The sequence below is a fragment of the Paenibacillus sp. MDV22-iso6 genome (genome assembly GCF_058408365.1).
On record NZ_JBZVDZ010000014.1, the window covers coordinates 34,410 to 55,691 of the forward strand.

Genomic DNA, 21,282 nt, shown 5'->3' on the forward strand with positions numbered 1-21,282 from the left:
AAAGTTGAGAGTGGCATGAACAACGTAGAATAGCACCATGAAGAAACGGTAGTTGATGTTTGTGTGGATGATAGCCACCTGCTTTTTGTTAACTGTAGCTCACAACCTACAAGAAAAGACTCCTATTTTATTTGAGGTGAAGTAATTGTCTAAGATTATGGCCGTAGCAAATCAAAAGGGCGGTGTGGGGAAAACGACGACATCTGTTAACTTGGGTGCAGGACTGGCTTCGCTCGGGAAAAGGGTATTGCTTGTCGATATTGACCCCCAGGGGAATACAACCAGTGGAGTCGGAATCAACAAAGCAGATGTGGCCAATTGTATATATGATGTCATCATTAATGAAGTTCCCCCTCAGGAAGCGATTGTGGAAACTCAGATTGAAGGCCTTCATATCATACCTGCAACGATTCAGCTTGCCGGAGCCGAGATTGAACTGGTATCCACGATATCACGGGAAGTTCGCTTGAAAAAATCACTCGCCATGGTGAAAAAAAACTATGATTACATACTGATCGATTGTCCACCTTCTCTAGGCATGTTAACGATCAACTCGTTGACAGCTTCAGATTCGGTGATTATTCCGATTCAGTGTGAGTATTATGCGCTCGAAGGGTTGAGCCAATTGCTCAACACGGTACGTTTGGTGCAGAAACATCTGAATACATCCCTGCAGATTGAAGGGGTATTGCTGACGATGTTCGACGCTCGTACGAATCTGGGCATTCAAGTGATTGAAGAAGTGAAGAAGTATTTTCAACAAAAGGTGTATCAGACCATTATTCCGCGCAATGTGCGGCTTAGTGAGGCACCTTCTCATGGTCAGTCTATCATTACGTATGATCCTCGATCCCGAGGGGCTGAAGTTTATTTAGAGCTCGCAAAGGAAGTGATTTCTTATGAGTAAGCGGCTTGGAAAAGGTCTTGATGCCCTCATTCCTTCGCTTTCAATTAATGACGATGATAAAGTCGTAGAAATCCCGATTAGTCAACTGCGGGCAAACCCTTACCAACCTCGTAAAGTATTTGATGAGGATGCGATACATGAACTCGCTGAATCAATCCGTCAACATGGTGTTATACAACCTATTATTGTAAGACCTGTTTTGAGAGGTTATGAGATCATTGCTGGTGAACGTCGTTTCAGAGCTTCCCAATATTGCGGTAATGCCACTGTGCCTGCCGTAGTTCGTAATTTCAGTGATCAGCAGGTTATGGAGATTGCTTTAATCGAGAACTTGCAGCGGGAAAATCTGAATGCGATGGAAGTTGCAGTTGCTTATCAGGGGTTGATGGACCAGTTTGGATTAACCCAAGAAGAGCTCTCCGTAAAAGTGGGTAAGTCACGTTCTCACATCGCTAACTTCCTACGTTTGTTATCATTGCCGGAAGAAGTGAAGGATCATGTTTCACGTGGAACATTGTCAATGGGGCATGCACGTGCTATCGTCGGTGTTAAGGATGAAAGCCTTGTGAAGCAGCTGGCAAAACAAACTATTGATCAGCAGTGGAGTGTACGTGAACTGGAAGAGGCTGTTCAACAATTGGATCGTTCCAAAACGGGTGAAGCGAAAGCCAAATCCAAGTTGAAGAAAAAAGATCCATTTATTGATACATTGGAAGAGTCTTTACGTGAACGGTTCAAAACAACGGTGAAAATTAAGCATAACAAAGATAAAGGCAAAATTGAGCTCAACTACTACAGCAAACAAGATCTGGAGCGACTGTTGGAACTGTTGCAATAATAGTCATGACTCCATGATCGATGAACAACATGCGGGGCTTTTTCATGTGATGACATATCGCCTCTGTACCATGGAGAAACGATATGTCATTGTTTGTTTATAGGGAATTTTTCATCCAAACAGAACGATCAATTAGGGACAGGGGTGGTCATGAGGTGGAGGGAGTTATCTATCTGGATCATGCAGCGACATCTTGGCCTAAGCCACCTGCTGTCGGGGAAGCCATGATGCAGGCTCTGGATGTGGCAGGGGCCAACCCAGGCAGAGGAAGTCATCGGATGGCTGTACAGGCGAGCCGAGTTGTATTTGGTGCCAGAAAAGCGTTATCCACTCTTTTGGGTGTTCGTAATGCCAATGATATTGCACTGGGTTCTAATACCACAGAAGCTTTGAATCTAGCTATTCAAGGGTGGTTAAGAGAAGGCGATCACGCCATTGCTACGATGGCTGAACATAATTCAGTAAGACGGCCCTTGGAGTACATGCGCAGATCTCGTAATGTAGAGGTTGATTATGTGCCTGTTAATGCAGCCGGGGAGATCGATCTGGTCCAATTCGCACGCTTGTTTCGTTCCAATACAAGATTGGTTGTCTGCACGCATAGTTCGAACCTACTGGGGAGTATTCTGCCCATTGGTGAAATTGCACTGATGTGTCAAAAACACCAGGTGACTTTGCTTGTTGACGCTGCTCAAAGTGCTGGAATTATCCCTGTGGATGTGAAGCAGCTTGGCATCGATATGCTTGCCTTTCCCGGGCATAAAGGACTGTTGGGACCGCAGGGAACGGGTGGGCTGTACATCGCTCCTGAGCTGGATGTGCAACCATTGCTTCACGGAGGGACAGGAAGCCAATCCGAGGCGATTGAGCAGCCGCTTGTTCGTCCTGATCGCTATGAGGCAGGTACGCCGAATACCGTGGGTATAGCAGGTCTAGCAGCCGGAGTGCAGCATGTGCTTGAACTGACGCCTGAATTCATATACAAACAGGAGTGGGATTTGACTCAGCATATGATGGATGGGTTATCATCAGTACAGGGGATTCGAATGCTTGGTCCTGAAATTGGACAGCCGCGCACCGGATTGTTATCCTTTACTGTTGAAGGATATGATTCGGCCCAACTCGCTTTTCAATTAGACCGAAATTATGGCATCGCTGTGCGTTCAGGTTTTCATTGCACACCACTTGCCCATGATTCGGCTGGCACAACGGCAAGTGGGGCTGTCAGAGCGAGCGTGGGATATAGTACATCAAGAGAAGATGTCGATGCGTTGATCGAAGCAGTTATCGAATTAACAGCATCCAAATCTGTATGAAGCAACCCTAATGAAATGTGAATTTCAATCGCTTGAATAAGCAAAAAGCAAAAGAGGCAAGAAGCCAAAACGAGTGATTAACCGTAGGGGTTATCTGGTGAATAATAAGGGTAAGCTTGAGGGTTATATTAGTGCGTTGGATGGCTTTTCTTGGCTGAATGGATCGATGATGTGGAGTACGTTTGAAGCTACAAACGTTAACCTGAACAAACCAACAGAGGGGTAGTTGCACTACATGGCTGAATTAAATGAGCTGATTCTGGAACAGCTGATATGGATTATTGGCGGCATGGCATTACTTTTGGTGATTTTGCTTATCATAAGTATTGCTCAAGGCGCAAAGCTACGGAAGTTTAAACGGAAATATGAGGCCATGATGGCTGGCAGTGGAGTCGAAGATCTGGAGTCGCTGTTAATCAATCTGAAAATTCAGATGGACAGCATTGAGGATGAGCATACACTGCAAACGGATCAGTTAAAGACTGTCATGCAGAAGCTGACCCGCATCCAGGGTAAAGTGGGCGTGAAACGGTACAACGCTTATGGGGAGCTTGGCAGTGATCTGAGTTTCTCCATGGCGATGGTTAACGATAGCCAGGACGGTATGGTACTGACTGGTATCTATAATCGAGACGGTTCCTATGTATATGCTAAACCTCTTAAAGGGGGAGAGTCCACGTATACTCTTTCCCCTGAGGAAAAGGAAGCCATTACTCTGGCACAGCAAGCAGAGTAGAACGGGTATGCCATTCGCGAATGGCGGAGTAGAGACTGCTGGATATAATCTCGGACATGCGCATGACTAGACTGAGACGTGTGTTCTGCAAAACAAAGTATTCCATAAAGCCGCCGACGTTAACGATACCTGTAAGATGGATATCGCCGACCGGCGGTAATTCTTTATTTACACCCGCTCCTGGTTTGAGCGGTCCATTCACGACCTGGATACATCCAACACTCGAAGACTGTCCGAGACAGGCATCAATACCGATCACATAAGGGTTGTGATGTGTTGTGTGTATTTTGTGAAGGGTGTCCTGCAGGTTCATTGCATGTACGGGTTCATCCAATGTGCCATAGAGATGGAATAGAGGGCTGTCCCACTTGGCAAGTGACGAGCCGACGAGCGGGCCAAGGCAGTCCCCAGTAGAGCGATCTGTACCGATACAGACGACAACTACATTTTGTAAAGAATGGGCTTTATAGAGATGAAACATTAAACGATGAATGATGGCTGAGTGAATGCCTGGATCTGTATGTGGGATTTTCAAACTGGCCATGTCTTGAGATGAGAAGGAATGCGAAATGGGATTCATAGGATCTATCCTTTCCCTTGGAATAGTAGTAACAGTATATGGAAGGATAGAACGTTTTATACTTCGTGGGGACAAGCTTTTTCAAAGGGATGAATGTATCACGAAAGGAGCCGGACATGGACGAGTGGATTGATGATTGGATGCTGATTGCTTTTGATTCCACCCAGCAGGCGCTGCGGGCAGAAATGCTGCTGGAGTTTGCCGAGATTGAGATCGACTTATTTCCTACCCCAAAAGAGATCACAGCGGGCTGTGCTCTATGTATTCAGTTTCCAAAAGAAGATCTGGAGAGAGTGAAACAAATCATTCGTAACGAATTTGTGGAGATCCGTGGCCTCTATTTCAAAACCGCTGACAGCTATGATAACATACCCATGTAGAGGAGGTTTGATCTATGTTGCCTTTTAAGTTTGCTGAGACCTCGCCTGATCCAGGGAGGACTATAAAGGGAGCCATTCGCTGGACAGACCAATTATGGGATAAAGTCGCTGATGCAGATATGTGGTTTAATATTCTGTTCAGCTCAATCCGCATCGTTATTATTTTCATTATTACGCGTATTGTGATTAAGATTGTATCACGTATTATAGATCGCACGATGGCACGTAAGCAGGAAGGTAAGATTCGCGTCAATCCGCGGAGATTTATAACGGTGGGAGAGTTGATGAAAAATGCGACCTCCATAACATGTAATTTCATTATGATTCTGTTACTGTTATCTGAGATCAACGTGAAAGTTGGACCATTGTTAGCGAGTGCGGGAGTACTTGGACTGGCTATCGGTTTTGGTGCCCAAGGATTGGTGAAGGATGTTATTACGGGTTTCTTCATTATATTGGAGGATCAATTCGCGGTGGGCGATGTTATTCAAACAGGTACCTATAAAGGAACGGTTGAGGTCATTGGCCTGAGAACAACCAAGCTGGTTAGCTGGCAGGGTGAGGTGCACATCATTCCAAATGGTACGATTGCAAGTGTAACTAATTACTCGATGTCTAATTCCCTTGCAGTTGTGGACATTCCCATGAAGGGTGAACAGACCCTGGACGAGTCAGTGCACTTGGTGAAACGAGCTTTGACTGGGATTGAGGATCGAGATCTGAACATCGTTAAAGTACCTGACGTGCTTGGTATCCAGTCGATGTCTACCTCGGAATATGTGGTTCGCATTGTTGCTGAGTGCTTGCCGAACTCCAGGGCATCTGTAGAGCGTCAAATTCAGAGTGATGTGAAGAAAACACTGGAGTATCATGAGATGAGCAATCAGGCAGCATTAGAGCAAGCAGCAGCTCAGGAGAAGGATGAGGGGGATGGCATAGGTGGAGCGTAAAAGTTTCCAGCTTGGGGACATTGTGCAGATGAAGAAGCAACATCCATGTGGCAGTAATGAGATGGAGATTATTCGGATGGGCATGGATATTCGCATCAAGTGTGTAGGATGTAAACACAGCGTATTAATTCCCAGAGCGAAATTCGAGAAAAACATGAAAAAAGTACTTCGTTCGACAGAGGATTCTTCTGAATCCTAATGAAAAAATGCGGTAATGTTTACTCTATTTGCACTCCATAATAACGTTTACATGAAGGCATAGCTTAAGTATTGCGTTCTGTAAATGATCATGCTATAATCATTATTGCTGCGGAAAGGTACCCAAGAGGCCCAAGGGGGCTGACTCGAAATCAGTTAGGCGTGTCACAGCGTGCGTGGGTTCGAATCCCACCCTTTCCGCCACTAATAGATATTGCTTTTTAATTGTAATTGAACAACTTACTCAACGTGTGTTGAGTTCTATACATGCAAGAAGACCTTCCAGCTGGAAGGTCTTCTTATTTTTTTTGTTGTCTAACAACTCTTCTTAATTGAAAAAACAAAGAGCCCCTAAGGGCCCTTCATTCGGCGATGCATTCGGTTTGTTAGGAAACAATCGGTCGTAACGATCAGAAACTTGGTGTACTGCAAGTAGCAATACTCGTGCTTCAGACAAAGGCCTTACACACAACCATCTTGCTTCTTAAATTACGTGATGAATCTCCAACAGTGAATGTTCGGCTTCGTTGTCCAACGGAACCACACCTCTCTCGTGCATCGCCTGATTGTATTATGTGCATTAGTACGTTTTATATACAGCAGTCTGAAAAAATCTTTACGCTTAGTGGACGCGGGCTTTGGTAAGCTTTTTCCACTTGCGATTCTGATTGCTTGTTTCAGGGAAAGCTTCACCCTTTTGGAGGGTTATCCGTTTCGGATTGTTAATCTCCGTATGAAAGCTCTTCTCACCAACCTCGGTGTACTCACCATCGTTTGGAGCTTTGTCTCCTGGTTCAAACTCGGTTCTTTCACCCATGATAAAACCTCCTCGGCGTAATGGATTCCAATGTTGCTTCTGTAGTGTGCTCCATTGGAGTTATGATCATGTGTTTTAAGAAGAGGGAACGTTTGCTTGCATTGAGACATCATATTTGTTATATTAATATAGTTCGAGTTTGTGCTCGTTCCTTGCTCTCAACATAGATTGAGGGCCAGAGTCCATAAGGAGGTGAAAATTATGCGCAAATATGAAGTGATGTACATTATTCGTCCTGATGTTGAGCAAGAAGTTGTTCAAGCTACAGTCGATAAATTCCAAGGCATCATCTCCAACGGCGGTGGTGAAGTTACAGCTCACGACGTTATGGGTAAACGCCGTCTTGCGTATGAGATCAAGAAATTCCGTGATGGTGTTTATGTTTTGGTACACTTCACTGCTGAACCAGCAGTAGTTACTGAACTTGAGCGTCTCATGAAGATTTCTGACGAAGTAATTCGTTATCTCATTACAAACGACGTTAAGTCTGCTTAAGACAACTCGTGATCAATGCACCAATACGCTCTGAAGGAGGGGATTACATTGTTGAACCGTGTCATTCTGATCGGCCGGTTAACCCGGGATCCTGAGTTGCGTTATACTCCAGCTGGAGTAGCAGTTACGCAATTTACTTTGGCAGTGGACAGACCGTTTACAAGCCAAGGTGGAGAAAAGGAAGCGGATTTCATTCCGGTCGTAACCTGGAGACAGCTTGCTGAGACTTGTGCAAACTATTTGCGCAAAGGACGCCTAGCTGCAGTCGAAGGACGCATTCAAGTACGGAATTACGAGAATAACGAAGGAAAACGTGTATACGTGACCGAAGTCATTGCCGATAACGTCCGTTTCTTGGAGTCAGCTAACCGTGATAATAACGGTGGCGGCGGTGGTGGTCAACCGATGCGTGAAGAGCCTTCTTACGGAGGCGGCGGGCGCGCGAACAATAACAATAATTCGCGTAGCAACAATCAGGATCCTTTTTCCGATGACGGAAAACCGATTGATATATCGGATGATGATTTGCCATTTTAACGTGAGCCGATACTCTAATGAGATATGGGTTACATGATAGGAAAGGACTGAAAAGCATGGGCTTCAAGCAAAGAGAAGGCGGAGACAACGATAAAAGACCGGCACGTCGTGGCGGCCGTAATAAACGTCGTAAAGTGTGCTTCTTCACAGCTAACAAAATTACTCACATCGATTATAAAGATACGGACTTGCTTCGTAAATTTATCAGCGAGCGCGGAAAAATTTTGCCACGCCGTGTAACAGGTACTAGCGCTAAATATCAACGCATGCTGACGATTGCCATCAAACGCTCCCGTCAAATAGCATTGCTACCATACACAACTGAGTAGTCTTACTCAGCATGGATACAAAGCAGTCGGCTTATAGCCGACTGTTTTTTTGCATCTAAAAATAATTAAGGTTGGTTCTCTCCAGGTAATTGGATTTGGCAAAGAGCTGCGGCGATAGAAGCAATTAAGGCGTAAATGATTTATAATAGAGTCTATTATATTGCTGATATCAGATAGCGTGAGTATAAACGAATAAAGATTTCACCATCAGGAGAGAGCATGAATACATCCAAACGTAAAGTAAAACAGAGACGCAAGAGTAGTCTGCGATTTTGGATCGTAGCTACGTTTTTGCTTTCCATTATATATGTATGGTTACAGCAAAAAGGAGATACCTATGATATTTGGCCACGGACCAATGTACAAGAAGCAGTGCCGATCACTGGACTTCACCCGGTAGTCGCGGAAAGTGAGAAGTTGTTGGTTCGAAAGGCAGCTAGACGAGGAATTGAAATCGTGATTACACATGATTTTCGCAGCATAAACGAACAAGATGCCCTCTATAATCAAGGACGCTCTCTTTCCGGAAATATCGTTACCAACGCCAAAGGGGGAGAGTCCTATCACAACTATGGTTTAGCCATTGATTTTGCGTTGCGGACTCCTGAAGGAGATGTAGTGTGGGATATGGAACGTGATGATAACGGCAATGGAAAGCCAGATTGGCTGGAAGTTGTGGAACTTGCCAAAGAACTAGGGTTTACGTGGGGAGGAGATTGGGATAACTTTCCGGATTATCCTCACTTGCAGATGGACTTTGGATTAAGCATCAACGATTTGAAGCGTGGGAAAAGACCTCCGGTTACGCAGTAATTACAATATTATATATACATCTATATGTATATATATTAGAAAAGCCTTGCATTTTGCAGGGCTTTTTGCTTGCTTTTGTAAAATAAATGATAAAAGATGACAATTTGTTCTTTACATAAGCGATTAAATGAAACTATACTATAATAACTAGAAATTTAACTTTAATCCTTTGGTAATATCTAAATCACACCTCTAAAAGCACAAAATTTGGATAGAAACCAATTTCACTTCCAAACAAAATATTTCCTCTACAATTCCCTCATACCTAACATAATAGTTTGTTATATCTATATTTATAACATTTAACTACACATACTGTGTAATGCTAATGTCATGTATTTAGATAATCGGTATATTTAAGATTCAAACTCTACCATTTAAAGTATCTGGCTGGCTCTGAAATTCCTTGATCTATTCCCTTTAAAGTATAACTAATACCCAGAACTGTGCTATAAAAAACATTTATACCATAAATCTCAAAATAAGCATTGACGTCACCTAAATTTACACGTATGATTACATTAATTATTTTACTTTATTATTCCGCTAGGAATTGTTAGTATTAATTGACCAACGGTCTAAATCAATCATTCCTAGATAGTTTACATCAAGATTTCACAGCATGATCCAATATGCGTAATTATTCATGGATACTTTATCCAGATAATTTATTAGAAGTGAGAAATCAGAAAACTTTCGAGGGGGATTTTCATGAAGAAGAGATTTTCTTTAATGCTGGTCATCATGCTAATGTTGGTAACTGTATTGGCAGCATGTTCTAGTGGAGAGAGTGCTGAACCAACTCCAAAAGACACACCGAAAACGGAAACATCCACTGACAATCCGACTCCGGAAGATTCGACTCAAAACGATGGGCTATTTGAAGCAACTGACTTGTCGCTGAATCCATCAACTGCTACAAACCGTAAAGACACATTAGTTGTAGGTACCACCTCACCTAAAGGGGTATTTAATCCTTTATTTCAGGACTCAGCTTACGATGATATGATCAACCTGCTGGTTTTTGACAGTTTTGAGACCATTAATGGTGACGGGACATATTCTCCATACCTTGCTGAAAGCATTGATGTCAGTGATGACGGTCTAAAGTACACCTTTAAGTTGAAGCCAGGCGTAACTTACACAGATGGTACACCTGCGACGGTTAAAGATTTCTACTTCGCATTGAAAGTTCTCCATGACAAGAGCTATGACGGTTCTTCTGATCCGTTGTCCTATTCAATTAAAGGTGGACAAGAATATTACGATGGAAAATCAAATGAAATTTCCGGTGTGAAAATCATAGATGATAACACAGTGGAGGTTGAGGTTACTGAAGTTACAGCCTTGACGAAAGATTTCTTGGGTGGTATAGCCTTCCTTCCGGAACATTACTATGGTAAAGACTATAAACAAGGTAATGTAGAGACAGTAAAAGCATTAAATGATAAGCCACTTGGTACAGGCCAATATATTTTGACCTCTTTCAAACCAGGGCAAGAAGTAACAATGGTGGCAAATGAAAATTATTTTGCTGGAGCTCCAAAAATTAAAAATGTTATTTTCAAATCAACTACAGACGAAACTAAATTGGCTATGCTTGAATCCGGTGAGATTGATATGGACATGGTCACTGTAGATGAAGATAACGTAGAAGCAATTCAAGCTCTTGGCTTCCTTGATGTTAATATTTTTCCGACTAATGGATATGGATACATTGGTATGAACCATGAAAAGGAAAAATTTAAAGACCCTAAAGTAAGACAAGCACTTGTATATGGATTAAATCGTGCTGAAATTGTTCAAGCCGTATATGGTAAGTTTGCCGACGTAATTAACGTACCTCAATCCAAGCAATCATGGTCATTTACAGATGAAGGTATTGAAAAATATGAATTTGATATCGAAAAAGCAAAATCTCTTCTTGATGAAGCAGGATGGACTGCAGGCAGTGACGGGATTCGTGAGAAAAATGGGGAGAAGTTTAAAATTGATTTCTCTGGAACATCCGATAACCCTGTTGTAGATGCGATCTTGCCAATTATGACAGCAAACTATAAAGAACTGGGAATTGATATTGTAGCAGAAACACTAGATTTTAATGCAATCCTGGATAAAACAGACAAAGGCGATTTTGATATGTACTTTATGGCATGGGGGTTGACGCCTGATCCCGACTCGACAGTATATTTGTCAAATGGAGCACAAAATCGTATTAAATACTCCAATACAACTTATGATGACCTAATGAAACAAGGTAAAAGAGAACTTGACCTTGAGAAACGTAAAGAAATTTATGCAAAAGCATATCAAGAGTTGAATAAGGATATTGCGGACATTCTGATGTACCAAAGAAGAGATGGATGGGCAATCAATGGTCGCGTAAACGGTCTCGATATTACTCCGTACAAAAAGTTTGTAGTTGATCTATACAAAGCTGAACTGGAACAATAAGAATATCAACATGAAGTAGATAAGCTCAGCTCTGGCCAGAGCTGAGCTTATCTACTTATGATGCAGGAGGAATATTATGAAGCAGTACATTATCCGTCGGCTGCTGCAAATGATTCCGACAATGATCGGGATCACAATCATTGTCTTTGCGATCACGACATTGGTTCCAGGGGATTACATTACAGCTCAGCAAAATCCAAGTATGACAGCTGAAAAAGCAGCACAGTTAAGAGAAATCTATGGTCTGGATAAAGGGCCTGTGGAACGATATTTTGTTTGGGTAGGTAACATGCTTACCGGTAATATGGGGGATTCTTTGCAACACAAGCGTCCTGTTACGGATGTTATCGGGGATTATGTGTGGAATTCGTTCATCATTGCTTTTCTGAGCCTAATTCTCTCTTGGATTATAGCAATTTTTAGTGGCGTATTTTCCGCTAAATTTCAATATTCTTTTTTCGATAAGATAATAACAATGGCTATCTTTGTATGCATGTCTCTACCTTCATTCTTCATAGGTTTAGTACTTATTAAGTTTCTTGCAATTGACCTTAAATTGTTCCCAGTAGGCGGAATGACTACGGCTGGTCAAGCGGGTTCTACGTGGGACATCATTCTTGACATTGGCTACCATTCAATAATGCCGGTCTTGGTTTTAACAATGCTAAGCACTGGAAGTCTCACCCGTTATTTCAGAACAAGTATGCTTGAAGTCATTCGTCAGGATTATATCCGTACAGCTCGGGCAAAGGGATTAAAAGAGAGAACAGTTATTTTTAAACATGCACTTCGTAATGCCATGCTTCCTGCCATTACTCTTATGGGATTTGAATTGCCGGCCTTGTTCGGTGGAGCTATTATCCTTGAGAAAATCTTTGTATGGCCAGGCGTAGGACAGGTATATCTGGAGTCAATAACGATGCGTGATTATCCGTTTATGCTCGGATTCACTATCTTTATGGCTGCTCTTACCCTTCTTGGTACGCTGTTGTCTGATGTTCTCTATGGGGTAGCAGATCCCAGAATTAGATTGAAGTAGGAGGAGATGTCATTGTCACTTGAGGCTGCACCACTAAAATCGAAAGCACAGGTTCCTGTCCGGCAGCCTGATTCTCCTTGGCGTATTGCAGTACGCCGTTTTGCAAGAAATCGACTTGCGTTAGCGGGGCTTTTAATTATTGTATTAATGGTTCTAACTTGTTATATTGGGCCGCTTCTTTCTCCCTACAATCTGAATGACTATAATGTGGCGGACAAAAATCAAGCACCAAGTGGAAAGCACTGGTTGGGAACGGATAAACTGGGCCGTGATGTGTTACTTCGTGTTATGCTAGCTGGCCGAATCTCAATTATGGTCGGAGTGGTCGCTACGTTTATTTCTGTTGTTCTGGGTGCTACTCTTGGCGCTGTAGCGGGGTTTTATAGAAAATTTATAGATTCCTTTATCATGCGTATTGCTGAGATCTTTATGTCGATTCCTACGCTACCTCTTCTAATCATTCTAGGGGCGTTGTTGTCTGATTTGAAGGTACCTCCACAGGACCGGATTTATTTTCTGATGCTAATTCTGGGTGTTCTGTCGTGGCCGGGTCTATCAAGACTGGTTCGTGGACAGATTCTAACGCTACGGGAGCAAGAGTTTATGCAGGCTACTGAGGCACTAGGATTGCGCGATCGTCGTAAAATATTTAGACATTTGCTTCCCAATACTGTCCCAATCATTATTGTTTCCGCAACACTGGGAGTGGCTTCAGCGATTTTGGCTGAATCCGCGCTTAGCTACTTGGGACTCGGAGTAGTTCCGCCTACGCCATCCTGGGGGAACATGATTTCTGAAGCAAACGGTATCATTGAATTCCGTAAAAGACCATGGCTTTGGATTCCTCCAGGAACATGTATCTTGATTACGGTTGTAGCGATTAACTTAATTGGAGACGGACTGCGTGATGCGCTTGATCCAAAAATGAAGAAGTAGGAGATGCGATATGGCAAAAAACTTAGTTGAATTCCGCAATCTCAAAACGCATTTTCATACCTCTGCTGGAGTCGTGAAAGCCGTCGATGACGTGAGTTTCAATATCCGTGAAGGAGAGACTCTCTGTGTTGTGGGTGAATCAGGTTGCGGAAAAAGTGTTACAGCGATGTCTCTGATGCGCCTCGTGGATACTCCTCCTGCGGGTGGGGAAATATTGTTTGAAGGCAAGGATCTTCTGAAGCTTAGCAAAGGTGATATGAGTCAAATTCGTGGTAATGATATATCTGTAATTTTCCAGGAACCGATGTCCTCTCTGAATCCGGTATTGACGATTGGAGAGCAAATTACCGAACCCATATTGCTCCATACACTGTTGAGCCGTAAGGAAGCCAAGGCGCGCGCGATCGAGTTAATTACATTGGTGGGAATTCCTCGCCCTGAGAAAATATATGATTCTTATCCGCATGAACTCAGTGGTGGCATGAGGCAACGGATTATGATTGCAATTGCTCTGAGTTGCAATCCTAAGCTCTTGATTGCTGATGAGCCGACAACTGCATTGGATGTTACGATTCAGGCTCAGATTCTGGACTTGATGCGTGACATCAAAGATAAAATAAATACGTCCATTATGCTAATTACTCATGATCTAGGAGTCGTTGCAGAAATGGCCGATTATGTGGTTGTCATGTATGCAGGTAAAGTGATTGAAGAGGCTTCGGTTTATGAGCTGTTCAAGTCACCCAAGCATCCATACACGCAGGGCTTGTTAAAAGCCAAGCCAGTGATCAATCAGAAGCAGGATAGACTGTATTCCATCCCGGGTCAGGTTCCTAATCCTATTGAATTGGGACAGAATTGCCATTTCCACGACAGATGCGAGTTTTGTATGAATGTATGCCGTGAGAAGGAACCACCTCTACATACTGACGCTACTGGCCATAAAGTTGCTTGCTGGTTGTATGAAGAGGAGGCGAAATAATATGGCTGAGGCATTGATCGAAATACAAAATCTCAAAAAATATTTTCCAATCACTGGCGGAGTATTCAAACGGGTAGTTGGAAACGTAAGAGCCGTAGATGACGTCTCTTTTCAAATTAATAAAGGTGAATCTTTCGGACTTGTAGGCGAGTCCGGTTGCGGTAAAAGTACGATTGGTCGTACAATCCTCCGTTTGTTGGATAAGACGGATGGCAAGGTTGTGTTTAAGGGTGAGGACATACATTCATTGGATAAAACTAAGCTGCGTTCCCTTCGACCTAAAATGCAGATTGTATTCCAGGACCCATTTAGTTCGCTTAATCCAAGAATCAAGGTAGGCGAAGCCATTGGTGAGGCTCTTATTGACCATGGCCTGTGCAGCCGGAGTGAAGTGAAAGACAGAGTCATTGAGACACTAAAAATTTGCGGGCTTGCGGCCTATCATTATGATCGTTATCCACATGAATTTTCCGGCGGACAACGACAACGGATCGGTATTGCTCGGGCATTGATTATGAATCCTGATTTTATCGTAGCGGACGAGCCTGTATCTGCCTTGGATGTATCTATTCAGGCTCAAATTATTAATCTTTTGACTGATCTGCAACAGGAGAAACAGCTTACCTATCTTTTCATTTCCCACGACCTTAGTGTGGTGGAGCATTTGTGTGACCGTATCGGGGTCATGTATCTTGGTTCCATGGTAGAGATGGCAAGCAAGGAAGAAATGTTTCGTAATCCGCTTCATCCATATACCAAGGCGCTGCTGTCTGCAGTTCCTATACCGGATCCAACGTTGCGTCGTGAGCGAATTGTCCTGAAAGGAGACATTCCAAGTCCAGCCAATCCGCCTTCCGGCTGTAAGTTCCATACGCGCTGTCCATTGGCTACTGATATTTGCAAGCAACAGGTACCAGAATATCGTGATGTCGGATCTCAACATTTTGTAGCTTGTCACCTGGTCTAACGAGTAAAGAGTTAAATATGGGCATGTCCAACTTATGGAATTGGGGTTCTGAACGAGTTGGAAAGCCATCTAAAAAAAGCACAAGTGATTGGCAATATTGCCGTCACATGTGCTTTTTTGTTTTTGAAATAAAAGGGATTTTTATACAAAAGTCAATGATAATTTTCATAGATGAATTTACATAATAAGTATAAAGTGAAAATAAGAAATATATATTTTCAAATTAACCCAGGAGAGGAGGTGAAAATATATGAAGTCTCTTATTGATTTGATATGGAATGACGAGGTTGAAGATGATGATCTGGATGAGATGGTTAATGCTTTTATGACTAATACATGCATTGCACCAAATTGTGGAGGCTCTGGTCATGATCCTTCTATGGTAAACGCTCAATTCTGTAGTATCAGGAACCCTTAAGAATAATATGTTCTAGTTCTCTTTATCGGGCTTTGAAATTAAAATTGCGTCTTTTCAAAAACGCAAGTTCGATTTCAAAGCCTAAGAAGTACAAATTTTAGATACTTCTAGAATGAGAAGATATAACCGAATAGTGTAAAAAAGGGGAATGATTAATGAATATTTATGGAAACTTAATAGTGAATATTTCGAGTAACTATCCACCTTTCCTTCTAAATCTCTCTTCTTTTAGAAGGAGGATTTTGAAGAAGACTGAAATGAAAATTCTGCTAGGGATGATAGAAAAAGAACATAACTATGCTAACTTTACAGAAGAAGAAAAGAAACTACACACAAAACTGATTAATGAGAGACAATTTCTAGAAAAAGAAGAGTTAAGAAAAATAGATAAGTTACTATATGAAAGATATATAGAGGAAATATCTGTTACTCGTGAGGATTTTAGGTTCTCGATCCAACTGACCCATGCATGCAATATGAACTGTTACTATTGTTTTGAGGAAGATTATAGGAGTCATACGTTTATGAACGAGGATCAGGTAGATGCAATTCAAGAATTCTATTATATCGCCTCTTATGAATCTGGTGTGGTAGCAAAAACTCCGTATATAAGAATTACCGGTGGAGAGCCATTACTAAATAAAAAAACTATTAGAATAATAAATTATATCGCCACTAAATGGCCACTTTCGAAATTGATATTATACACAAATGGAGTGAACGTACTTAAGTATTATGACCTGTTACCTTTTTCCCAAATTAAAGAATTTTGTATATCTTTAGATGGGATCAAAGACGTTCATTTAGAAAGAAGATACAATAATAAGAAGGTTAAAGATAGTATCTATGATGACATTATTAATGGTATCAAAAAATTGCTTAATGATGGTCAAGATATACAGATAAAAGTGACAATAGACAAGACTAACTATATATTTGTTTCAGAATTGCTGAAGTATTTACAGATTCAACAAATATTAAATAGTCCTAATTGCACCTATAATATTAATGTTGTTAATGATTTTCAAAATCCATTGGATATTAATGAACGATATAATAGTTCAGATGATATTGATAAAATAAAGAGTTACTTCGCAAATGATCTCGGTATGCATAATATGAACTTTTATCATTGCTTTTCTTGTTTATCTAAGATCTTAGAAAGAGACCATAACTCTAGGATGTCCCCTAATTTTAATCGATGTGATACTAGATTTCTTTCAAACTACTTTTTCTCGCCTAATGGTTCTGTCTACTTATGTGATTGTTTGGATGTTCAGAAAGGTATTGTTGGCACGTACTATCCAGAAGTATCTTTTGATGGTGAGAAAGTTATAGAACTGGCTAATCGCAATGTTTTCGATGATGAGGAGTGTAAGGAATGTATTTATAAATTTGTTTGTTTAGGCGGATGTCCTATAAATGCTGAAATGAAGGGTGTTAAAAAGTATTGTGGAGGATTCAAAGACAGCCAATTAATAGATCAGTTTTCCTTTCTATATTTAGGAGATAAGAAGAGTAAGGCCTAAAAACTTTGAGGAGGATTAGAAGATGATACTAATAGAAAATTTGGTTAATGTAAGATTAAATCCTCAAGAGATATTACTTATGAACACATTAAATGGATTATTGGATGTAGTTGATAACAAAAGTATGAGTACCATTGAAAGGTGGAAGGAAGAGGGGGGGGTTAATTGTCTGAATCATGACGAAGAAACTTTGTATAAACAAATGAGTAAAAGGGGGTACATAGTCGAGAATGCAGATATAGAAAGTTCAGTCAGGGAAACTTTAATGAATCAACTTTTGGATCAAAATAAAAACGAAAAAGAAAAGTTAAAAGAAATAGCTCTGGTTCTATCCTATAATTGTAATTTTTCTTGTCCGTATTGCTATGAGGCGCTTGAAGAAAGTGGGAATAAGAAGGTAATAACTGAGGATATGGTAGATAAAGCAATTGCACTATCAGGGGAGCACTTAGAACACATAACCCTTTTTGGTGGAGAACCTTTATTAATTAGTAATAGGAAAATAATTAACTATATAACAACTAGATATAACAAATATAGCTATTCAGTGATTACAAACGGATACTACCTAAATGAATATATCGATATATTTAATAAAATAGATGTAAAGCAAGTGCAAGTCACCATTGATGGAACAGAGGCCACTCATGATCTTAGTAGATGCTTGAAAAATGGGAAAGGTACTTATTCCAAAATCATGAAAGGAGTAACAAGCTATCTGGAGAACGGTATACCTATAAAGATCAGAATGAATATGGGTGAAGAAAACTATGTTGAATGTATTAACCACAGGGATATCTTATTGGAGCAGTACAAGGAGTTCACCGATATTCTATCTTTTGAAATGGCAACCATATTCGATACGTCTGGAGAAAAACGTTCAAAAATAAATCAGGAACTAATGCAGAATGACCTAAAAAATACAGTTTTTAAGAAGAAAGAATCCATTAATCAATATCTTAGCTCCTCGCTTCCTATAACCAAGTTTTTTACTTTAAACAAGCCCATTAAACCTATAATTACACCTTGCAGAGCGCATACAAATAGTCGATTTTATGATTCAGAAGGAAACATTTATTCTTGTATTCTTTCGGTAGGGAAAGAAAGGTTCTCAATTGGAAAGTATTATCCGAAAGTCGAAACGAAGCAAAATTCTATTATTAATAGAAATGTAAGTAATATTGAACAATGCAGTCAATGTAAATATGCGTTTTTATGTGGAGGCGGTTGTCCTTTGATATTTAATGATGATAATTTGATGTTGCCAAATTGCAGCTACTGCATGGATGAATTGTATGAGCAAATACCCAACATTTATAACACCAAGCATCCAAAAGTAATAAATAACATCTAAAATCGAAGAGGGGATACCGATGACATGAATGCATTGATTGTTGCTGATTTGGAGGGTATAAGTGGCGTTCAATCTTTAGATGAAATTGAGAATTGCAGAAGATTGTTTTCGGATGAAATTAATGTATACATTGAATGTTTAAATCAAAAGGGGATTAACAAGATCATTGTTTGTGATGCTCATAGTAATGGGGACTACCTGAGTGAAGGTGTACTTGTCGGACAAGTTGAATTGGTCTCCAAAGTAACGAATGTTTCATTTGATCAAAAATATGATTTTGCCATTATGGCTGGATTTCACGGGAAAAGTAGAAGTGACGGTTTATATCCGCACACATTACGTCAAGATATAAAAAATATATGGTTAGATAAGAACGCTATAGGAGAAGTTGAATTATATTGTAGGTGGTTGGGAAGCAAAGGCATCCCCGTCATTTTAGTAACTGGTGACACGCAAGCTATTCTGGAGGCTAACGAATATAATATATACCGTCAGGTTTGTTGTGTTAAAAGTATACGTGGTGAAGTGCAGGATCATTTCAGTGTTATGTATAGTAAAATACAAAAAAATATAGAAGCTGCACTTCAATTAGACTTCCAATATTGTATTTCAAAAGATTCTGAAAAAATAGAGGTTGAATTATTGTCCTCAGAGGTCGCAGATTTAATAATTGGTCATATGGCCGACTCCAAACGTATTACCTTTAAAAGTTGCAATGAATTCGTCAATCAATTGGATAGATTCTTTAGTGTAGTTAATAGTACTACAGAAGATTTAATGAAAAATAACATTGCTTTTATTAAAGAATTGAGAAAACAGTCAGGACATATTCCTAAAGATAAGATAACCGATCCTAAAACACTTAATATTCTCAATAGCAACCCCATAATGATTAGCAGGGAAGATAGAAGCTATCTAATAAAAGAATTTAAAAAAATTTGTTCAGAATACGATGAGGAATAGGCATGGATTTACTTAGATACGGCTTATATTATATCAAGGAAAGAAAATTCCTATGTCTAAGCTATGTTTTGTTAGGTATTCTGGTTACAGTTTTAATTGTGCTGTTGACTTATATAACAGGGACTTTAATAGATCTTTTGTCAAGCTCAGAAAATCTGCATTCCATTATGCAAATTATATTTTTACTTACATTCACCAATATAAGTATCATTGTCATTAACTATATAACAGGGATTATTTATTCTAGACTACAAGTTGATATTGCATATAATATCAGTTGCGATGTGGTTCAACATATTCATAAAGCGGACATCAAACAATTAAATAATATAAATTCTGCCTATTTGAATCAAAGATTAAGTCAAGATGCAGGCTCTGTAATTAAATTTACTCTCCAAACGATAACACTAAGCTTAAAAAATGGGATAACGATTACATTGTGTCTAGTTATTCTATTTAAGCTTTCAATTATGATTGCTTTTGTTGTATTTATTTCTTTACTTGTATATGTTTTCCTCTACACTTTTCTTAGAAAAGTTATATTTCTCTACTCCAATGAAATTAAAGAGAAACAAAGCATATATTTTGGACAAATGAATGAGCAACTTCATCTATCCTGGTTCGTTAAAGTTCACTCACTTCATGATTTTTTTAAAAACAGACTCCAAAATGCTTATATAATGTTTCAAGATAGCTTTATGAGATACCAAAAGTTTTCTCATTTTTTCCTTTCCTTAGATAAGATGGTCATGGGGATAGCGCAAATTGTTGTTTATTATATATGTGCTATAGAAATTTTTAACGGGAATATTGCTTTAGGGTCATTTGTAATTATTGCGGGTTATTTTAAACAGTTGATGAATGCCATAAGTTATTATTTTAATTTAGGAAGGGATTATCAGGAATCGCTGGTTTCGTATCGAAGAATCAATGAGTTAATGAACTGGGATTCCGAGCAAATCGGAGAGAATGTAGTACACTCTGTAGAGAGTATAAAGTTCGAAAATTTCGAATTTTCATATAATGAGGACGCTTTGCTAGGAAAGATTCAATTCGAATTTCAAAAAGGAAAGTTGTACTCATTGTCTGGAAGGAATGGTGTGGGTAAAACTACACTTATCCTCTCTCTAATGGGTTTGTTTACTAAAGAGATGGAAGGTAACATTTATATAAATAACTTGCCTATTGAGCAAATCGATATGGTTACCTTAAGAAGCAGGATATTTGGATATTCAGACCAGGCATCTACAGTTATATACGATTCAATAAAAAATAATCTTGAGTTTAATAATGTGTCAAATAATAAATTGAAAGAAATAGTGGAGATTCTTGGACTAAATCATTATATAAACAAAAGCCCTGAAGGGCTAGATTCCATAATTAATGAGCAGAGTAAAAATATATCTGGTGGAGAAAAGCAGAAAATTAGTATTGCTCGAGCCTTGCTTAAAGATTCTCAAATACTAATTTTAGATGAGCCCACGTCAGCTATGGATATGCAATCTATATCGAGGTTACTTAATTATTTGCATAAGCTTAAATTAGATAAAATCATAATTTTAGTTTCGCATGACTCAAATGTATTGAAGGAATGTGACGTGAATTATACGTTAACTTAGTCTTTTTCTTTATGTACGAGTAAGGAATGAAGGATCTATTCGGATTTTATATTCTGATTATTTATAAAATGGTGACTATACCCGCTTTCTACATGGAAAGCGGGTATTTGGCTTGAAATATTGTA

At 39.9% G+C, this 21,282-nt stretch carries 24 protein-coding genes and 1 tRNA gene; 23 read left to right on the forward strand and 2 right to left on the reverse strand.

The genetic code is table 11. The features are described from left to right. Positions 1 to 145: 145 nt before the first annotated feature. From AC4PM4_RS28250 to AC4PM4_RS28270, 5 genes are all read left to right on the forward strand, one after another. The gene (locus AC4PM4_RS28250; protein WP_024629525.1) at positions 146 to 907 is read left to right on the forward strand and encodes a ParA family protein; all 762 of its coding nucleotides are present in this window, start codon (positions 146 to 148) and stop codon (positions 905 to 907) included. Continuing rightward, on the forward strand, positions 900 to 1,745 hold the full coding sequence (locus AC4PM4_RS28255) for a ParB/RepB/Spo0J family partition protein (RefSeq protein ID WP_024629526.1): 846 nt from the start codon (positions 900 to 902) through the stop codon (positions 1,743 to 1,745). Before AC4PM4_RS28250 ends, AC4PM4_RS28255 begins: the two co-directional genes overlap by 8 nt. Before the next feature lie 155 nt (positions 1,746 to 1,900). After that, entirely contained in the window at positions 1,901 to 3,061 is a 1,161-nt protein-coding gene (locus AC4PM4_RS28260; protein ID WP_491615093.1) for an aminotransferase class V-fold PLP-dependent enzyme, read from the forward strand. 97 nt (positions 3,062 to 3,158) lie between these two features. After that, positions 3,159 to 3,287: a hypothetical protein gene (locus AC4PM4_RS28265; protein ID WP_269054689.1), complete on the forward strand. Its 129-nt coding sequence runs from the start codon at positions 3,159 to 3,161 to the stop codon at positions 3,285 to 3,287. A gap of 9 nt (positions 3,288 to 3,296) precedes the next feature. Further along, complete coding sequence (locus tag AC4PM4_RS28270) at positions 3,297 to 3,797, forward strand: DUF4446 family protein (protein ID WP_063567383.1); 501 nt, start codon at positions 3,297 to 3,299, stop codon at positions 3,795 to 3,797. On the opposite strand, the gene yyaC is transcribed toward AC4PM4_RS28270, so the two are convergent. Continuing rightward, complete coding sequence (gene yyaC / locus AC4PM4_RS28275) at positions 3,772 to 4,377, reverse strand: spore protease YyaC (protein ID WP_024629529.1); 606 nt, start codon at positions 4,375 to 4,377, stop codon at positions 3,772 to 3,774. The genes AC4PM4_RS28270 and yyaC overlap by 26 nt on opposite strands. Before the next feature lie 116 nt (positions 4,378 to 4,493). Here yyaC and AC4PM4_RS28280 point away from each other — a divergent pair, with 116 nt between their 5' ends. The 4 genes from AC4PM4_RS28280 (at position 4,494) to AC4PM4_RS28295 (ending at position 6,109) form a co-directional block, all read left to right on the forward strand. Next, the gene (locus tag AC4PM4_RS28280; RefSeq protein ID WP_029880815.1) at positions 4,494 to 4,757 is read left to right on the forward strand and encodes a putative Se/S carrier protein; all 264 of its coding nucleotides are present in this window, start codon (positions 4,494 to 4,496) and stop codon (positions 4,755 to 4,757) included. 14 nt (positions 4,758 to 4,771) lie between these two features. Further along, a complete protein-coding gene (locus AC4PM4_RS28285; protein ID WP_072733929.1) occupies positions 4,772 to 5,707 on the forward strand; it encodes a mechanosensitive ion channel family protein in 936 nt (311 codons plus the stop codon). Then, positions 5,697 to 5,906 carry a DUF951 domain-containing protein gene (locus tag AC4PM4_RS28290; protein ID WP_063567381.1) on the forward strand — a complete coding sequence of 70 codons (210 nt, stop codon included), beginning with the start codon at positions 5,697 to 5,699 and terminating at the stop codon, positions 5,904 to 5,906. Before AC4PM4_RS28285 ends, AC4PM4_RS28290 begins: the two co-directional genes overlap by 11 nt. A 112-nt stretch (positions 5,907 to 6,018) precedes the next feature. Further along, positions 6,019 to 6,109, forward strand: a tRNA-Ser gene (locus AC4PM4_RS28295). 418 nt (positions 6,110 to 6,527) lie between these two features. On the opposite strand, the gene AC4PM4_RS28300 is transcribed toward AC4PM4_RS28295, so the two are convergent. Then, positions 6,528 to 6,722: a YjzC family protein gene (locus AC4PM4_RS28300; RefSeq protein ID WP_063567380.1), complete on the reverse strand. Its 195-nt coding sequence runs from the start codon at positions 6,720 to 6,722 to the stop codon at positions 6,528 to 6,530. A gap of 201 nt (positions 6,723 to 6,923) precedes the next feature. On the opposite strand from AC4PM4_RS28300, the gene rpsF reads away from it, so the two are divergent. From rpsF to AC4PM4_RS28370, 14 genes are all read left to right on the forward strand, one after another. After that, positions 6,924 to 7,217: a 30S ribosomal protein S6 gene (gene rpsF, locus AC4PM4_RS28305; RefSeq protein WP_024629534.1), complete on the forward strand. Its 294-nt coding sequence runs from the start codon at positions 6,924 to 6,926 to the stop codon at positions 7,215 to 7,217. A 48-nt stretch (positions 7,218 to 7,265) separates the two neighbouring features. Next, entirely contained in the window at positions 7,266 to 7,754 is a 489-nt protein-coding gene (gene ssb, locus AC4PM4_RS28310) for a single-stranded DNA-binding protein (protein ID WP_063567379.1), read from the forward strand. A gap of 56 nt (positions 7,755 to 7,810) precedes the next feature. Next, positions 7,811 to 8,083 carry a 30S ribosomal protein S18 gene (gene rpsR / locus AC4PM4_RS28315; protein ID WP_017691433.1) on the forward strand — a complete coding sequence of 91 codons (273 nt, stop codon included), beginning with the start codon at positions 7,811 to 7,813 and terminating at the stop codon, positions 8,081 to 8,083. A 219-nt stretch (positions 8,084 to 8,302) separates the two neighbouring features. Beyond that, positions 8,303 to 8,896, forward strand: coding sequence for a M15 family metallopeptidase (locus tag AC4PM4_RS28320; protein WP_063567378.1), 594 nt, complete (start codon positions 8,303 to 8,305; stop codon positions 8,894 to 8,896). A 711-nt stretch (positions 8,897 to 9,607) separates the two neighbouring features. Next, a complete protein-coding gene (locus tag AC4PM4_RS28325) occupies positions 9,608 to 11,350 on the forward strand; it encodes an ABC transporter substrate-binding protein (protein WP_491615094.1) in 1,743 nt (580 codons plus the stop codon). 76 nt (positions 11,351 to 11,426) lie between these two features. Continuing rightward, the gene (locus AC4PM4_RS28330) at positions 11,427 to 12,389 is read left to right on the forward strand and encodes an ABC transporter permease (RefSeq protein ID WP_491615095.1); all 963 of its coding nucleotides are present in this window, start codon (positions 11,427 to 11,429) and stop codon (positions 12,387 to 12,389) included. A 6-nt stretch (positions 12,390 to 12,395) separates the two neighbouring features. Next, positions 12,396 to 13,325 carry an oligopeptide ABC transporter permease gene (gene opp4C, locus AC4PM4_RS28335; RefSeq protein ID WP_491615096.1) on the forward strand — a complete coding sequence of 310 codons (930 nt, stop codon included), beginning with the start codon at positions 12,396 to 12,398 and terminating at the stop codon, positions 13,323 to 13,325. A gap of 10 nt (positions 13,326 to 13,335) precedes the next feature. Continuing rightward, positions 13,336 to 14,307, forward strand: coding sequence for an ABC transporter ATP-binding protein (locus AC4PM4_RS28340; protein ID WP_110000352.1), 972 nt, complete (start codon positions 13,336 to 13,338; stop codon positions 14,305 to 14,307). 1 nt (position 14,308) lies between these two features. Next, positions 14,309 to 15,274, forward strand: a complete 966-nt coding sequence (locus AC4PM4_RS28345; RefSeq protein ID WP_491615097.1) for an ABC transporter ATP-binding protein — start codon at positions 14,309 to 14,311, stop codon at positions 15,272 to 15,274. Between the two features lie 250 nt (positions 15,275 to 15,524). Continuing rightward, entirely contained in the window at positions 15,525 to 15,692 is a 168-nt protein-coding gene (locus AC4PM4_RS28350; protein ID WP_491615098.1) for a hypothetical protein, read from the forward strand. A 257-nt stretch (positions 15,693 to 15,949) separates the two neighbouring features. Beyond that, the gene (locus tag AC4PM4_RS28355) at positions 15,950 to 17,221 is read left to right on the forward strand and encodes a radical SAM protein (RefSeq protein WP_491615099.1); all 1,272 of its coding nucleotides are present in this window, start codon (positions 15,950 to 15,952) and stop codon (positions 17,219 to 17,221) included. 22 nt (positions 17,222 to 17,243) lie between these two features. Further along, positions 17,244 to 18,575: a radical SAM protein gene (locus tag AC4PM4_RS28360; protein WP_491615100.1), complete on the forward strand. Its 1,332-nt coding sequence runs from the start codon at positions 17,244 to 17,246 to the stop codon at positions 18,573 to 18,575. A gap of 24 nt (positions 18,576 to 18,599) precedes the next feature. Continuing rightward, positions 18,600 to 19,538: a M55 family metallopeptidase gene (locus tag AC4PM4_RS28365; protein WP_491615101.1), complete on the forward strand. Its 939-nt coding sequence runs from the start codon at positions 18,600 to 18,602 to the stop codon at positions 19,536 to 19,538. A 2-nt stretch (positions 19,539 to 19,540) separates the two neighbouring features. Further along, a complete protein-coding gene (locus AC4PM4_RS28370; protein ID WP_491615102.1) occupies positions 19,541 to 21,157 on the forward strand; it encodes an ATP-binding cassette domain-containing protein in 1,617 nt (538 codons plus the stop codon). Positions 21,158 to 21,282: the final 125 nt, after the last annotated feature.

Bases quoted from the DNA above. Each gene is read 5' to 3' on its own strand.
- opp4C (WP_491615096.1), top strand. From the start codon at position 12,396: ATGTCATTGTCACTTGAGGCTGCACCACTAAAATCGAAAGCACAGGTT.
- AC4PM4_RS28280 (WP_029880815.1), top strand. From the start codon at position 4,494: ATGGACGAGTGGATTGATGATTGGATGCTGATTGCTTTTGATTCCACC.
- AC4PM4_RS28350 (WP_491615098.1), top strand. From the start codon at position 15,525: ATGAAGTCTCTTATTGATTTGATATGGAATGACGAGGTTGAAGATGAT.
- AC4PM4_RS28370 (WP_491615102.1), top strand. From the start codon at position 19,541: ATGGATTTACTTAGATACGGCTTATATTATATCAAGGAAAGAAAATTC.
- AC4PM4_RS28360 (WP_491615100.1), top strand. From the start codon at position 17,244: ATGATACTAATAGAAAATTTGGTTAATGTAAGATTAAATCCTCAAGAG.
- AC4PM4_RS28345 (WP_491615097.1), top strand. From the start codon at position 14,309: ATGGCTGAGGCATTGATCGAAATACAAAATCTCAAAAAATATTTTCCA.
- AC4PM4_RS28325 (WP_491615094.1), top strand. From the start codon at position 9,608: ATGAAGAAGAGATTTTCTTTAATGCTGGTCATCATGCTAATGTTGGTA.
- AC4PM4_RS28255 (WP_024629526.1), top strand. From the start codon at position 900: ATGAGTAAGCGGCTTGGAAAAGGTCTTGATGCCCTCATTCCTTCGCTT.
- AC4PM4_RS28365 (WP_491615101.1), top strand. From the start codon at position 18,600: ATGAATGCATTGATTGTTGCTGATTTGGAGGGTATAAGTGGCGTTCAA.
- AC4PM4_RS28285 (WP_072733929.1), top strand. From the start codon at position 4,772: ATGTTGCCTTTTAAGTTTGCTGAGACCTCGCCTGATCCAGGGAGGACT.
- yyaC (WP_024629529.1), bottom strand. From the start codon at position 4,377: ATGAATCCCATTTCGCATTCCTTCTCATCTCAAGACATGGCCAGTTTG.
- AC4PM4_RS28355 (WP_491615099.1), top strand. From the start codon at position 15,950: ATGAAAATTCTGCTAGGGATGATAGAAAAAGAACATAACTATGCTAAC.
- AC4PM4_RS28300 (WP_063567380.1), bottom strand. From the start codon at position 6,722: ATGGGTGAAAGAACCGAGTTTGAACCAGGAGACAAAGCTCCAAACGAT.
- AC4PM4_RS28270 (WP_063567383.1), top strand. From the start codon at position 3,297: ATGGCTGAATTAAATGAGCTGATTCTGGAACAGCTGATATGGATTATT.
- AC4PM4_RS28320 (WP_063567378.1), top strand. From the start codon at position 8,303: ATGAATACATCCAAACGTAAAGTAAAACAGAGACGCAAGAGTAGTCTG.
- AC4PM4_RS28340 (WP_110000352.1), top strand. From the start codon at position 13,336: ATGGCAAAAAACTTAGTTGAATTCCGCAATCTCAAAACGCATTTTCAT.
- rpsF (WP_024629534.1), top strand. From the start codon at position 6,924: ATGCGCAAATATGAAGTGATGTACATTATTCGTCCTGATGTTGAGCAA.
- rpsR (WP_017691433.1), top strand. From the start codon at position 7,811: ATGGGCTTCAAGCAAAGAGAAGGCGGAGACAACGATAAAAGACCGGCA.
- AC4PM4_RS28330 (WP_491615095.1), top strand. From the start codon at position 11,427: ATGAAGCAGTACATTATCCGTCGGCTGCTGCAAATGATTCCGACAATG.